Raw genomic sequence first — 15,959 nt, forward strand, 5'->3', positions numbered from 1 at the left:
GAGAATATAGTCAGTTGGCTAGGCATCTAAAGCTGGAGGAAATCCCGATGTTTTCATCTCCTTTGGTTTTGCAAATTCCGTCATCAATGCAAATGACAGACGAACAATTTTTTGATTTCTGTCAGATGAATCGTGACTTACGCATTGAGCGAAATAAATTTGGAGAGATATCAATTATGCCGCCTACAGGTGGGACAACAGGCAACCGTGGAGGCAACATCTTTGGACAGCTGTGGGTGTGGTCGGAACAAGATAGTACAGGTATAACTTTTGACTCTAGTACTGGATTTAAACTATCAACAGGTGCAAACAGATCGCCAGATGCTTCTTGGATTAAGCTAGAACGGTGGAATTCTCTGTCTCCAAAACAACAAGAAAAGTTTGTACCCATTTGTCCAGATTTTGTAGTCGAACTCAAATCTCCTAGCGACAACCTTCAGACTTTGAAGGAAAAAATGGAAGAATATATGAATGAGCCAGGAATACAGTTAGGCTGGTTGATTGACCGTAAGCAGCGTAAAGTTTATATTTATCGTCCTGGATTCCCAGAGGAATGTTTGGATAATCCTGATAGTGTAAGCGGCGAGTCGGTATTGCCTGGGTTTATTTTGAATATGAGTAAAGTTTGGTAAGAAAATTTTATTTAAATTTAGGCTGGCGACGATACAGCAATTTAAATTGGGAAATTGGTGTGACATCTAAGGGTAATTGAATAGTAAAAGTGCTACCTTCACCTAATTGGCTCTGCACATTTAAACTACCTTGGTGTGACTGAATAATTGCCTGAGCGATCGCTAACCCTAATCCAGAACCGCCAGTTTTACGAGAGCGATCGCTATTCACTCGGTAAAAGCGATCAAAAATCCGAGTCAGTTCCTGGTGAGGAATACCAATACCTGTATCTTGAACCTGAATCACAGCATAATTTTCACTGCGATCTAAGACAACAGTCACCTTTCCAAATTGTGGCGTGTATTGAATTGCATTGATAATTAAATTAGAAACCAGACGATAGAGTTGGTCAGAATCGCCTACGATATTTAGAGGTTGCTCGACTCTGATTGCAGATGTTAGTGTCACCTGAGCAGAAAATGCGATCGCTGCAAATTCCTCTATTAAGTCATTGACAATATCATTTAAGCAACATTCATGTCGTAATGGCAGAGGTTGCCGATCTAGACGAGCTAAGAGGAGTAAATCAACAACTAAAGAAGTAAGTCGATGATTCTGACGCTGTATAGTTTTTAGAATGTCTTGCGCTTCGACTTCATCTAGTTTCGGCATCAACAAGGCTGATTCCACCGTTGCTTGGGTTGCAGACAAAGGTGTTCGCAACTCATGTGCTACATCTGCTGTAAATTGTTGGATTTGTCTATAGGATTGATAGATAGGTTGCATCGCTAATCCTGCTAACCACCAACTAGCAACACTAACTACAACCATCGTTGTAGGCAATCCCACGGCTAAAATTAGTTTAACAGCATCCAGATAACTATTGAAATCTTCCAGACTTCGCCCCACTTGGATGTATCCCCAATCACGATTGTCTTGAGTGTGTAGTACAAAAGAAATTTGATAATATGGATTGCCTTTACTGTCTTTGAGAGTTTGCCAAAGTTCCTTGTTAAAGACTAGAGAAAGTCCCTCTGGATGAAAACCTGCGATCGCAATCAAGCGTCCTGAATTATCAAAAAAACGTACATAGTAGTAGCCTTGATGGATGGCGCTGAGAATATGCCTTTTAGAACTTGACTGCTGTTGAATACAGCTTTCCCCAAGTACACAAATATTTGGTAAAAGCTGTTGTACAACTGGTTCAATGCGTCCAGGTTGCTTTAGTTTCAGTTCAATACTGTCGTGTATCGTTCCCGCGACAGATTCCAATTCTCGATCTAATGCTACCCAATGGGCATGAGATACGGCTTTGTAGACGCCAAATCCGCATAGGCTTAAAATCACAGCCATGACAAACGCATACCACAGAGCCAAGCGTACCCGCGTTAAGTTAAAGAGTTTATTTTGATTCATAACAAAACATCATTGAGCGAATTAAGGTTCCAAACGCCTAGCTGTCTAATTGGTATTTAAGAACTTGAGACTATATATTTATGATTTTTTTTAGGATATCTCCAGATGATGGGTGAGATGATATTCTACTGTCTAAATCTCAACTAAGCTTCAGTTTTTGTACTTTTTGCTCAGTTCTAAATTATGGAGTTTAGTTTCATAATTGTGATAGTCTGCCTCGGATGTCAAACTTGTCAATACCCCCTAAACTCTATTTGGCTAAAGTCCTTGGCAAGAGCCTTGAAAACTAACAACTGCTAAGTTATCAAAAATAATCCAAGTTCATCCTGTACCAATGGCAGATGATAAAAAGTTTAAACCTGTACAAAATAATAGGTAAATGTGTAAATAAACTTAGTGGAAGTCTGAAAATTTTATTAATTGGTTCCTTAGAATTAGAAATTATCGATTCTAAATCTAACGCACCAATCTTTTTGTACCTACTATAAGAAAATTTTAGATACTAGGAAAATTAATGAAGGCTAAAACAATGACATATTTTACTGTTGGAGATTACCTAGTGCTTCGTCTAGTGCAGCTCGGCGTTAAGCATATTTTCGGTGTTGCTGGAGACTACAATATGGAGTTTCTCGACTCTATTGTTAACCAGGATGAAATTGAGTTGATTTCATGCTGTAACGAACTTAATGCATCCTACGCTGCTGATGGCTATGGTCGGATCAATGGTGTTGCAGCCTTAGTAACTACATTTGGTGTTGGTGAACTCAGTGCTATTAATGGTGTTGCTGGTGCTTACGCCGAACACGTTCCTATTGTAGCAATTACTGGTTCTCCTGCTACTAAACTTCAATCATCCGGAGCGCTTGTCCATCATACGCTTGGTACTGGTGATTTCTCTCTCTTCGCCCGAATGTATGAAAAGGTAACGGCGGCTCAAGCATATTTGACAATAGAGAATGCAACAGCAGAAATTGATAGAGTTTTAGGTATCTGTCTTCTCCAAAAATTACCTGTTTACATCTCCATACCGATGGATATTGCTCAACATAAAGTAGCTATACCGTCTGATTCATTGATACTCCCTGTGTTCCAAAGTGCGAGCGCTACTTTAGACGAGGCAGTTGATGCCTGTGTAACTATACTGGAGAAAGCCCAAAAACCAGTAATTATTGCTGATGTTGGTGTAGATCGTGAGCGCCTGCATGGGGAATTGCGAGAGTTGCTAGCAGCTACCGGATACCCTTATGCCACTATGAACATGGGAAAAGGGCTATTGGAGGAAACGCACCCACAATTCATTGGCATATATAATGGTGCTGCTAGTGAGGAATATGTCAGAAAACGTATTGAAGAGGCAGATTGTGTGTTGAGTATCGGTGCTTTGATGACTGATTTCAACACAGGAAAGTTTTCTGCCAAACTTGATCCAGATCGAACTATTGAAGTGCATGGGCAGTATCTAAAGATTAAACGTGCGCTGTACAACAATGTAGCAATGCGAGATGTGTTATCTGCTTTAAGCAAACGCTTGCAGCGCCGCGATGCTCAAACCCTAGACTTTAAGGCTGCGATGGAGAATTTGGATGCTGGTTTCACAACTCCCTTCAATCCTAAAACGGATGCGCTTATTACACAACAGCGTTTTTGGTATAGCCTAGCTCATTTCCTCAAAGAAGATGACATTATCGTTACTGAGACTGGAACTTGTCTATTTGGAGCCTCAGCAATTCCTTTGCCAAAAAGAAGCACCTTCGTTGGGCAAGTTCTTTGGGGTTCGATTGGCTATTCAGTTGGCTCATTACTTGGCTGTTGTATCGCAGCACCACAACGACGAGCTATTCTACTAGTGGGTGACGGTTCTTTTCAAATGACAGCACAAGAACTCTCAACAATATTACGTTATAACTTGAAGCCAATTATTTTTCTGATTAACAATGATGGATATACTATAGAGCGTGATATACACGGTGCAACCATGCCATATAACGACATTCAACGGTGGAATTATCACAAGCTCCATGAAATTTTTGCTACTAATGGTTGGGGTATTAAAGTAAGCACTGAGCCTGAGTTGGAGTCGGCATTGCAAAAAGCCGAACAAAATCGCGACCAACTTGCTTTCATTGAAGTCGTGATGGATAAAATGGACAGCCCAGAAGTTCTTTTGAAGATGTTGCAAAATTAGGGTATTTACCAGTAATAAAATGCGCCACCGTCGATAAAACCTCGCAGCTAAAAGTGCTTAAATAATGGCTATAGTTGGTCTTACTTTTTAATGAAAGTTTTGCATCCGTAATGTGGTAGCTGCTGCATAATTATGCTTTGCCGCAAGATTAGGATAAAAAGCATTTCCTGTTTCATTTAATGAGTATCTATGACAAATATTTCATTAAGAGCGGGGACTTTCATCGGTGATATTAAGACGATATCCCACACCATGCATAGTTTCAATGGGATTCCCACAACCGCTATTAGCTAATCTGCGGCGCAGCAAACGTATTTGAGCCGCCACCACATTACTAACGGGTTCTGCGCTCACCTCCCAAAGCTGATTGCGAATCTGTTCGGTTGTGACAATTTGGTGCGGGTGCTTCATAAAATACTCTAGTAGCTGGAATTCTTTATTAGTTAAAGGAATTACCTGTTTATCCCCTTGATGGTTCTGACTAACAACCATACTGTTGCTGTAATCGAGAGTCAGGTTGCCAACAGTTAACTCCTTGGATTGAAATTGAGGCGATCGCCTCTGCAAAGCACGCAACCGCGCCAACAATTCCGCCATACCAAAGGGCTTCACCAGATAATCATCAGCACCTGCATCTAGTCCAGCAACTTTATCTTCCATCCTATCTTTAGCTGTCAACATCAAAACTGGCAGAGGATTACGTCGTGTTCGTAGCCGACTACACAGTTCTAGCCCAGACAATCCTGGCAACATCCAATCGATAATAGCCACAGTGTACTGCGTCCACTGGTTTTCTAAATAATCCCATGCCTCATCACCATCTAAAACCCAGTCAACTACATACTTTTCCAGGTTCAAGGTACGCTTGATTGCCGAACCCAAATCTGGCTCATCTTCGACTAGCAACACTCTCATATTATTTATTAAAGCTAAAACGACCATCTACTTTTTTGCCATCAATATCTACAAGCATCTTTACTTGATATTGACCAGATGATTTTTCTGGGAGCAAAACAGTATAGTGTTTACCTTCGCGATCATAAGCAAGGTTTAAAGTTTTTTGCCTTCCATCAGGTGTCTGAACTTGAGCCTTTACTTTGGCATTAGATATTGCTTCGTGATTCTCTCCTTTTTGTAAGTAAAAATCCATGTGAGTTCCATTAGCTTCTTTCTCAGCTACAAACTCTAAATGATAGGCTCCTGTTTCCACAACTTGACCTCCTTTAGATTCACCATGCTGGCTAGATGTTTTGCCAGCAGGCAAAGCTGGAGTTGAGGTAGAAATAGCTGAACTTTTTTCAGTAGTAGCTACTTGATTACGGTTACTACAAGCTCCCAAAAAAATCAGCCCTACACTTCCTATAAGAATCAAACTTGATTTTAGTGAAATCATTGATTTACTCCAGTTAATAAATAATAAACAAATCTAAAAGCCCAATTATAATACTGGACTTTTGGCTATATCAATATTTTGTAAGAATATAGTATTTTTAGGAGCCAGAAACTTCCTAAACTGAGAATACAGAGCAGGAATAACTAATAGTGTTAATGCTGTCGAGGTAAACAAGCCACCTAATACTACGATCGAAAGGGGTTGCAAAATTTCTTTACCAGGGCCACTCTCAACTACTAATGGTGCTAATCCTAAAGCAGAGGTAAAAGCTGTCATCAAAATGGCGTTTAGCCGTTCCATTGAACCTTGAATAAGCACTTCTTTAAGAGGCATGCCTTCCGCAAATTTGGTATTGTAATTATCCACCAGTAGCAAACCATTACGGGTGGCAACTCCAAAGAGAGTGACAAAGCCAACTAAAGAAGCAATAGAAATAACGCCGTCTGTCAAAGCTACTGAAAATACTCCTCCCACCAATGCTAAAGGTAAGTTAATCATAATCATGATGGTAGAAGGGATCGATTTGACTGAAAGATACATAATTACTGTAATGACAACAAAGGCGATCGCACTGGAAATTAAGATATTCTGAGTGGCTCGTTCTTGCGCCTCAAATTGCCCTGCATATTGAATATAGTAGCCAGAGGGAGGATGCACTTGTTGATTAACTTTGTCTCTAATTTCATTTACAATAGAGCGCAAATCTCTACCGCTAGCGTTAGCGGAAACAACAATCAAACGGGAAACATTTTCCCGGTTAATCGTATTTGGGCCTGAGCCATTGTTAATTATGGCAACTTGTGATAGGGGAATCTTTTGACCGCCAGGAGTATCAACTAATAAATTGCCAATGGTATCCAGACTTTGACGTGAATCTGGTTTTAACCACACAACTAAGTCAAAAGTTTGTTGTTTTTCCAAGACTTGGGAAACTACTTTTCCATTGAGGGCAGTTTCAATAATTTCGGAAAGTTTTCCTACTGTTAAACCATATCGAGAAGCGGCTTGACGATTGAACTTAATTTGTATTTGTTCGACTGGTACTTGAGGCTCTAGTTGTAAATCAACAACACCATTAACGGTTTTCATCACCTCATTTACCTGGCTCCCAATGATGCGGAGTTCTTCTAATTCTGAACCGAAGATTTTAATAGCGATCGCACTTCTCACACCAGACAAAACCTCATCCATTCGGTGAGAGATAAAACCACCAATATTCGGTGCTACCCCTGGTAATTTAGCAAACTCTTCCCGCAGTTTTTTAATACTCGCCTCCCTATCTTCCATCCCCGCTTTACTCAACTCAATATCCAAATGTCCCAAATTCACCCCTGCTGCATCTGCATCGCCAGGCGCACGTCCAGAACGCAACTGCACGTAGGGAAATCTAGAGTCTCCCTTCAGCGCGTCTTGAAGTGCTTCTCCGGCTACATTAGTAGCTTCCAAAGATACACCAGGATAAAGAGTGAGGGTATTCACCAAAGTTTGCTCTTGAAATTCTGGTAAAAACACTCTTCCAAAGGAGGGAGCAATTACAGCAGATGCTACTAAACTAGCAGCAGCTAGGATTAAAATAATTCCAGAATGTCGCAGAGAAAATGTTAATAAGGGATGATAAAGCTTCTTAAAAAATCTTGCTATCCAAGGCTCGGTTTCTGGCAAGTTACCGTAAGGTAATAAGATTGCACATAATGCCGGAGTCACCGTTAATGCTGTGATACTAGAAGCAATAACTGCTGCCATATACCCTAATCCCATTGGGATAAAAATACTACCTTCTACACCAGCCAAAGCAAAAACTGGAGAGAAGACAACTATGGTAATTATGGTGGCTCCAAATACCGAATCGCGTACCTCTTGACAACCGTCAAATACTACGTCTAAAACTGGGCGCGGTTTCGGAGAATATTTATTTTCTCGGAGGTTACGATAGACATTTTCAGCATCCACAATCGCATCATCAACTGCTGAACCAATTGCTACTGCTAACCCTCCCAAGGTCATAGTATTTAAACCTTGTCCTAGCAAATTTAGTAATAGTACTCCTATTAGTAAGGATAATGGTAGAGCCGTTAGACAAATAGCTAAATTACGCCAATTCATCAAAAACGGAATCAGGATAAGTGCAACAATAATACTGCCTTCAATTAAAGCTTCTCTAACATTGTCAATAGAAGAATCAATATAGTTTTCTTGGCGGAAGGTAGGGGTGATATTAATATCTTTAGGTAAAGCAGCTTTTATTTCTAACATCGCCTCTTCTATGGCACGAGTAATAGTAGGAGTATCGGCTTGAGGCTGTTTATTAATCATTACAATAATTGCCTTTTGACCGTTAAAACTGCCATCACCACGTTTGATAGCTGCACCAATTTGGACATCAGCTACATCGGATATTTTCACAGGTGTACCATTACGGGCAGTAATTGCTGATTGCTGTAATTCTTCAATAGATTCAATCCGTCCAATGCCTCGAATTAATTTTTCGCGATCGGGGGTAATCAAATAGCCACCCGGAGCATTAACATTGGCAGCAGATACAGCTTCCTGCACATCTTCTAAAGTGACATTAAAGGCTTGTAACTTCTCTGGGTCAATTAATACTTGATATTGGCGAGTATCGCCGCCATACGCTATAACCTGACTAACACCTGGAACAGCCAAAAGGCGATTTGTTACTTGCCAATCGACAATGCGTCGCACTTCCATCAAAGGAGTATTTTCAGAAGTAAAGGCGTATTGCAGTACAGTACCGATGGGGGAAGTGGTGGGGGAAATTTGTGGCGTTTCCACTCCTTCAGGAAGCTTACTAGAACTCTGTTGCAATCGCTCTGTTACCAATTGGCGAGCTTGATAAATATCGCTTCCCCAGTTAAAAATTACTTTGACAACGGAAACTCCCGACGCGCTAGAAGAACGTACTGCTGTGATTCCTGGAGTACCGTTAATCGCACTTTCAATTGGTAAAGTTACTAAAGATTCAACTTCTTCTGGTGCTAATCCTGGTGCTTCAGTTTGAATTTCAACTTGGGGTGGTGCAAAGCTGGGGAAAACATCCAACGGCATTTGGATAATTGTCCGAAATATCCAAAGCGTTACGACAATTGCACCCAGAATAACTAACCAACGACGGGCGATCGCCCATTTAATAATCGCACTCAGCATGACTATTTCTGAATCTTGATTTCTGAATCTTCACTAGCTGCACGGTGGTTATCAACCCATTCTGGCGATGCATCTACTTGCACAGAACTGGCTAGTTGAAGTTGATTGGTGCGACGACTAGACCAAAAAGCACCTCCGATAAAAGCTACTGTGGCTAATGCTGCTCCCCCTCCTCCCAGCAGCCACAGTGGTACTGGCTCTCTAGTAGTTTGTCGAGGAGTTTCCGGGTGTTCGTCTACTTTTGGCTTAGTATCGCCACGCAAAGACTGAGCATAAAGCTGAGGCGATCGCACTGTCACTATCAAATCCTCCTCGAATAAGCCAGTTTTGACCTCAACCATATCCCCAGAGGTTCGACCTAAAGTAACTTCAACAGGCTGATAGGCGTTGCCATTTTGTACATAAACTTGTTTTTTGCCATTGCCTTCAACTACAGCCGCGCTCTTAATTGCTAATATGCCTGATGATGTTTGGTTTGTAACAACTTCTAATTCTGCAAACATTCCTGGTTTTAGCACTCCGCTAGAATTCTCTAGTTCAGCTTGCACTGGTACGACTCGCGTTTCCCCTTCCACAAAAGAAGCAATTCGGGTAATTCGTCCGATAAAGGTACGATTAGGTATAGAAGCAACTTTGACCCTTACTTGTTGACCACTTCTTACCTGATTCAAATCTTTTTCATAAATATTCGCGGTGGCAAAAACACGACTGTCATCAATAATTGTCATCAACTTCCCACCCGCATCCTCGAATGATTGACCAAGGGTAACTTCCCGATCGGCAACTTTGCCAGAAATTGGGGATGTCACGGTAACAAGTCCTTGAGCATCAGCGCGGGTTCCCAATTGAGAAAGCCGAGTTTGATAAATACTATTACTTAGTTGGATACGAGATTTTGCTACCTGAACGGATGAATCAGCGCGTTTTAGCTGATTTTCTGCCTCGATAACGTCCCGACGACTGGCAGCTTTAGCAAGGTCGGCTTTGGCTTGAGCTAACTGAGTTTCCGATTCAAGAGCGTTACGACGTGGTAAAGCGCCAGCATTAACTAACCGTTGATCTTGGTTAAACTTTTCTTGAGCAAAAGCCACTTGGCTCTGTGCTTGAGCTATTTCAGCTGCGGCTATTTGTTGATAGCGATCGCGGTTTTGTTGAGCTAGTCTTAAATCAGCCTGCGCTTGCTGTAAATCAGCCTGACCTTGGGCAAGTTTTTCTTGGGAGTTAACCCGCATTTCCACCAGTTCAGGACTGGATATAACGGCAACTGGTTGACCTTTTTTCACCATCACACCAGCTTCCACCAATAACTCAACCACTTTCGCTTGAGAAATTGGGGTATTTACTTCCACTTTTTGGCTGGGTAGAGTTTCAATCTGTCCGGTAGTTTTAATATCAACAGCTAGCTGCTGGCGTTTGACAGGTTCAACTTTAATTCCTAGCCGTTTGGCTGTTTGGGCATCAACTTGAATAGAGCTACTAGCACCAGTTGTTTCACTTCCTCCTTGAAATTCATTTCCGTGTCCAGCGTGAGCCAAAACAACTGCGGGACTAGCAAGTAACAAAATATTGAAAAGTGTCCCAGAAACACAGCGAAGAACTGTAAGTGGTTGGGAATAGGGGTTAGGCATCGCTATCAAAAGTCTTTGGATACAGAGGCAGAGAAAATACAGTGGTTCGGTTTCACTACCCAGTCTTTCATTGAGAAATGAAATTAGGATGAAATTCTGCTGCGTAGGCGTAGTCCTTCGTAGACATCGCTCCTGAAATAACCAAACACCTATCCCGAATTACGTTAGCGAGTCATTGAGCGTCTACTTGTTGTACCAAGCTTTCCGCCACTGTTGCATTTCTTTAATTTCTATCTCTTGGGCTTTAACAATTTCTTGGGCTAATTTCTTGATTTCAGGGCGCTTAGACTTACTTAAGGCATCTTGCGCCATTGTTACAGCCCCTTCATGGTGAGGAATCATCGCATTGATAAAGCGCAGATCAAACTCCGCATCGGCTGCACCTAAATCCTGACTCATCATCATAGTTTTCATTTGATCAGACGACATTTCCATCATGTGGCCCATTTGACTGTTGTAAGCCATTGGTTTATCTCCCGCCTTGGGATACCAAGCTTGTCGCCACTGCTTCATCTGAGTGATTTCTTGGTTTTGCGATTTGATGATATTGTCTGCTAGCTTTTTGATTTCAGGACGTTTTGATTTCTGCTGCGCTTCTTTAGCCATTTCCACAGCCCCTTGATGGTGCGGTATCATAGCGTCGATAAATCGTAAATCAAAATTAGCATCGGCTGGGCCTAAATCCATTCCCATACTGTGATTCATGCCACCACCGTGATTCATCATCTGCTTGTCATTAGCATTAGTGACAGTTTCCTTTAGGGCTTGGCTTTCGTTCTGGGAAGCAGTATTGGTACATCCTGTGATTAACCCACCGGCTGAAGCGATCGCACTCAAGGTTAACGCCAAAAACCCATTCCTCAAAGATAGCAGTTGCATAAATCTCACCTAACAGTTTCCTAATTCTATATTTACTTCTTAGCTTTGCAGCCAGAAATGAAATTAGGATGAAATCTAAAGAACCCCAACTTCTCTGAGAAATCGGGGTTCTTGTTGTTCATTTATCACTCAAAGTTGTGTAAGCTTCATTTACTAAGTGCATTTTCTCTTGTGCTTGTTTTAGCAGTTGTGGCTGATTCACAAACAAATCTGGATGCCATTTTTTTACTAAAGTTCGATAAGCCTGCTTTACCTCAGCCTGAGAAGCATTTGTTTGCAATCCTAAAATGCTGTAGGCGCTAGTAATCTTATCTTTTTCAGTCTGGGTTTTTGGTTGGTTGGGTGCTTTGTTGCTTTGAGTTGTATTTTGCTGTTTGCTAGTTTGAGAACCAGGCGATGATATCTCTGCTTTCATTCGCGCTATTTCCTCATTGAGTTCCCACTCACGAAATTTCGCCTCTACCTCTTCTGGACGTGGAGAGGGAGAAGCTTTTGGCGGTGGAGAAACAGATTTTACCCTTGTCTGAGTATTCTTAGCAGTATTTTCCTGTTGTTGCTTAACACCAGGATCTTTTTTAGGAGAACTTTCAACTCTCTCTGGCTGTGGTGAATATTTTCTATTGGTATTATTGTATTTAGGTATTTCTTTATAAGGTTGATGATTTGAAGATATTTTGACTTTTTCTAACTCTCGTAGCAACTGATTAAAACCGTTTTGCAATTGCTGCAAACTTTCACGTTTTTTAGTAATTTCTAGCGGCTCTTGACTAATTTCAAAACAAATTACTTTTTGGGCTTTCTGTTCATATTCCGTCAAAATAGATAACCCTTGACTACTGAAGCCAGATAAATAATCTTCAATTGCAGTTATACAAAGTTTAGCAACTTCCTGATCATAAGATTCCTTTGCTAATTGATCGTCTTGTTTTTGGATATTCTTGTTTAGCAGATAAGAAATACTCCCGACGACAGCAGCACCCACTGGGCCACCTAACAACCAACCAATACCACCACCAACAGCGATGGAACCAGGTTCACTCAAATCATCAGTATTGCTTGGCTTTGATGGTAATATTACTTGTGGTTCGCTAGGAAAGGGAATTATTAAATCTTGCGGTCGTTCTTCTTGAAAAAACTCGTAAGCTTGATAAAGCCATTTCACCGCAGCAAATTTTAATTGGGCTAGGTCTTTTTTAAGAGTATTTGTTTGCCAATATTTAAAGTTATTTTCTACCAATGCAACTGCCGCATCAGCTTGATATTTTGTGAGTAATTTGGGTAATGCTAGCCAATCACGTAACTCTCCCACACTAGTAGAAAAACCTTTATAGATTAAATTAGCGGCTTTTCGTTTAATTTCAACTTTGCTGTTCTCTTTATCATCAAAGGATTTTATTTCAAGAACAATCGGGTCAATTTTAGCTTTTAATGAGTATTGCATTTCAGAAGCGATCGCTTGCACCCTTGGCAAACTTACATTACCACGATTTGGTTGCAAAATCCCTACAATATTTTGCAAAGCTGTTTCAAAAGCCACTAAACCGCTACTATTAGCAGCAGCAACATCGCCTTTTAATCTAGCTCTTAAAGCAGGTAAAGCATCAACGCGATATAAATTGCTAAAATCTGGAGGTAATTCGGCTCGAAAGCTTTCTGCAACAAACAGCAAGCGATTTTGAACCTGTTTTTGCTCGTCGGGTTCGAGTAAGTTAAGAAAATTAGCGACAAAAACAACTGTTTTAATACCGCGATCTAATAGCCAATCTCGTAAGTTTTCCCGCTCACCTAAAGTCATTAACTTACGTGCATCTAATAATTGTATAACTAAATCTGCACTTAAAAGTTGTTCTCGGACTAAATTATCTTGTTCATCTCTATCATTCGTTCCCGGTAAATCAAGAAATTCTACACCTGTTTCTAAGAAGGGATGCGGACAAAAAATTTCTACAGATGCTACATCTTTTCGCATCTGCCTATTGCCATCAAGAATTGCAAATTGTTGTAAAACTTCTGTGCCACTGCGATAGACTTCTGTACCGTCTACCAACATGATGCGAGTTTGCACATCAGAACCATACTTGACAGTAATTGCTGTGCCTGTAGTGGGAATTAAATCAATTGGTAAGGTGCGATTCCCTAGCATGGCATTAAGTAAGGTAGATTTGCCATGATTAAAAGGGCCAAATACCGCAATCCGAAAGCTAGGATTAACGAGATGATTGCAGATGGTAATTATATCTTGATGCAGTTGCGATTTGCGTTCTAAATTCAGTAATGCAGATACAGATTTAAGAGAATCTGCTAAATCCTTATAACCTTCATACTGTTGTTGCATAGTTCCTCGTTCCCAGTCTCCGCCTGGTAATGCAATTACCTCACATTCTTATAGTTATGGAAGGCGGAGCCTCCCAGTAGGTATTCCCAGCCAGAAGCTGGGAACGAAAGTAATGAGATTTATCAACTATAATAAGCTAATAAATTGCTATACGCGGCCTCAATTTTTTGCAACTGAGCTATTACATCTTTCTGTAAGTTTTTTAAACGCTTGAACTCACCCTCACGATTGATTTCACGGGTTTGTTTCTGCTTGACTAGATTATCTAATTCAGATTTTCGAGAGAGAATATCATCATTAATCCGCTTACCCACTTCTCTTTCGTAAGAGTCAAAACACTCTTTTACAGCATTGTATACAACCTGAGATTGCTCATGTGCGATTTGAGGGAGATGTTTAACTAACTCTTTCTTCGCTGTTTTAACTAACTCTTTACGCGCTTGATCTGCTTGCAAAAATCCAATTCCTAAACCTAGCAGCGCAAACCCGATGGGGCCAAGAAAAATACCTGTCACTGCCGAAATTATCCCACCAATGCCAATTACAGTAAAGTAGTTTAACAAGATATTTTTCCAATCAAATCCGGCTCCGGCTAGTGCCAAACCAGCAAGATTTCCGTTAGATATTGATAACAATCCCATTGCCCATTTTGCCCAGCCAGGAGATTTATCATCTTCAGCAGTAGTTGTGGTATTTACTTTTACATCTTGTCCAGTGAGCTTTTCTGTTATTTTATCTGTAACTTGACTGTAAGACGCGCCATATTGTGCAGCACTGCGAGAAAGTTCTTTAAAAGCTGCATTGATATCTTTTTCAGCAGTTAATGTCCAAGCAGCAGATTTGTCAGTGATATATTGCTCAAAGGCTTTTTGCAGTGCGGTGTTAAATGCTTCTCGTTTACCACTACTGAGAAAATCAAACAAATTTAATTCCGGCTGATAGCGCAAGAAATCGGTTTCAAAGGTATTACCTAAGTTTAAAACGTAGCTGCGAAAAGATTCGGAAATCGTTCTTGCTTGAGTGTCTCTGGTATTGATAATTTCTTTTTGAAATTCATCTCGAATACCTGTGAGTTTGTTAAACTCTGGTTCTACTGAATCAATCCGTTTTTTTAATTCATTTACATCTTGATCAAGTAATGGTATACGTCTAGCAACTGCTTCGCGGGTATGATTGCAGGCAAGTCTTGCTAAGGTTCTCACTTGACGGAGTTCTGCGATCGCACGTTCTCTGGTAAGAAAAGTATTAAGCGAATCCATAAACTTCGGAAAGCCAGTCCCCTCTAAATCAGCTTGGGGATTTTTTAACCGTCGTCTGAGTGCTTGAATTGACGAAAGCTCAAACACTCGTTCGTCATAAATATTCTGACCTTCTACAGTACAATATTCTGCTAAATTCGCGTTAAAGACTTGCCGCAATCTATTCTCTGATGCTTGTAATTCTTCAACATCATCAGGATCAATCAATGATTCTCGTACTTGATCCCAAGCGTTAACTAAGAAGAAAACTGTCAATCCTCGACCTTTGATATAATTTTCTAAGTAGCGACGCTCACCCAAGGTACAAGGTTGAGAAGCTCTCATCACAAACAAAATTGCATGGCAGTTGTTTACATAACCCAAAGATAATTCGTTTCGCGCTTCTGTATCATTCAATCCCGGACTATCGACAATTTCAATTCCTTTTTCTAGTAGCGTTAAGGGATATTCAACTACTGCATAATCAACATCAGGAAATGCTTGTTTTTTCTCCTGCTCTAGTTTTTTAGCTTCAGCCGGATCAATGGTATATTTATATTTAAAGTTCTGAAAGTCTAGCTGTTGTGGGCTTTTTTCATCATTAAAATGAATGGTAACTTTCTTTTCTGGGCCATAGCGTAGAACTGTTAACACTGCGGTACAAGGGTAACATCGCTCGGTAATAAGTTTTCTCCAATTAAGGCATTAAGAAACGTACTTTTTCCGCGTTTCATATCGCCTAATACTAAAAGGCGAAATACACCTTGGCGGAGGTTTTTACTAGCTATTGTAATATCTTCAATATCTCGCTCTAAACTGAGTTTTCCTGATGAAGAGTCTCCAGCCAACTCAGCTTGGTTAATTGTTTGGGCTAGTTTACTCAAACATACAGAAATCTCCGATCGCACTTGAGCAACCCGCTCTAAATCTTGGATAAATCTGTCAGTTGCTACTTGCTCAGTCATAACAATACACCTTAATTAAAGATTGGTTTTTTTAGATTCCAAAAATATATAGAGTTTGCTACCACAAAATGCACCTGCTTTCCAGAATCAATGCGAAGTGCCTAACTACTAAGGTGTAATCGCGCGATGCCTGCAAAGGGCTA

General features: G+C 40.6%; 9 protein-coding genes and 1 pseudogene. 2 read left to right on the forward strand and 8 right to left on the reverse strand.

Annotated elements, in window-relative coordinates:
- The first annotated feature begins 47 nt into the window (after positions 1-47).
- The gene (locus tag LC608_RS20625; RefSeq protein ID WP_229555291.1) at positions 48-632 is read left to right on the forward strand and encodes a Uma2 family endonuclease; all 585 of its coding nucleotides are present in this window, start codon (positions 48-50) and stop codon (positions 630-632) included.
- Positions 633-639: 7 nt separating this feature from the next.
- Here the strand turns inward: LC608_RS20625 and rppB are convergent, their stop codons facing one another.
- The gene (gene rppB / locus LC608_RS20630; RefSeq protein ID WP_229555292.1) at positions 640-2,028 is read right to left on the reverse strand and encodes a two-component system sensor histidine kinase RppB; all 1,389 of its coding nucleotides are present in this window, start codon (positions 2,026-2,028) and stop codon (positions 640-642) included.
- 529 nt (positions 2,029-2,557) lie between these two features.
- On the opposite strand from rppB, the gene LC608_RS20635 reads away from it, so the two are divergent.
- A complete protein-coding gene (locus LC608_RS20635; protein ID WP_229555293.1) occupies positions 2,558-4,213 on the forward strand; it encodes an alpha-keto acid decarboxylase family protein in 1,656 nt (551 codons plus the stop codon).
- A 204-nt stretch (positions 4,214-4,417) separates the two neighbouring features.
- Here LC608_RS20635 and rppA read toward each other — a convergent pair whose 3' ends face one another.
- The 7 genes and pseudogenes from rppA to LC608_RS20670 all read right to left on the reverse strand — a co-directional run bounded on the left by rppA (position 4,418) and on the right by LC608_RS20670 (position 15,816).
- Entirely contained in the window at positions 4,418-5,128 is a 711-nt protein-coding gene (gene rppA / locus LC608_RS20640) for a two-component system response regulator RppA (RefSeq protein ID WP_229555348.1), read from the reverse strand.
- Position 5,129: 1 nt separating this feature from the next.
- The gene (locus LC608_RS20645) at positions 5,130-5,606 is read right to left on the reverse strand and encodes a hypothetical protein (RefSeq protein ID WP_229555294.1); all 477 of its coding nucleotides are present in this window, start codon (positions 5,604-5,606) and stop codon (positions 5,130-5,132) included.
- Between the two features lie 45 nt (positions 5,607-5,651).
- Positions 5,652-8,771 carry an efflux RND transporter permease subunit gene (locus LC608_RS20650; RefSeq protein ID WP_229555295.1) on the reverse strand — a complete coding sequence of 1,040 codons (3,120 nt, stop codon included), beginning with the start codon at positions 8,769-8,771 and terminating at the stop codon, positions 5,652-5,654.
- A gap of 2 nt (positions 8,772-8,773) precedes the next feature.
- A complete protein-coding gene (locus LC608_RS20655; RefSeq protein WP_229555296.1) occupies positions 8,774-10,399 on the reverse strand; it encodes an efflux RND transporter periplasmic adaptor subunit in 1,626 nt (541 codons plus the stop codon).
- A gap of 183 nt (positions 10,400-10,582) precedes the next feature.
- A complete protein-coding gene (locus LC608_RS20660) occupies positions 10,583-11,278 on the reverse strand; it encodes a DUF305 domain-containing protein (RefSeq protein WP_229555297.1) in 696 nt (231 codons plus the stop codon).
- Between the two features lie 118 nt (positions 11,279-11,396).
- The gene (locus LC608_RS20665) at positions 11,397-13,613 is read right to left on the reverse strand and encodes a dynamin family protein (RefSeq protein ID WP_229555298.1); all 2,217 of its coding nucleotides are present in this window, start codon (positions 13,611-13,613) and stop codon (positions 11,397-11,399) included.
- Between the two features lie 122 nt (positions 13,614-13,735).
- A pseudogene (locus tag LC608_RS20670) lies at positions 13,736-15,816 on the reverse strand (dynamin family protein).
- Between the last annotated feature and the right edge of the window lie 143 nt (positions 15,817-15,959).

The sequence above is a fragment of the Nostoc sp. XA010 genome (genome assembly GCF_020829625.1).
Lineage (GTDB): Bacteria > Cyanobacteriota > Cyanobacteriia > Cyanobacteriales > Nostocaceae > Nostoc.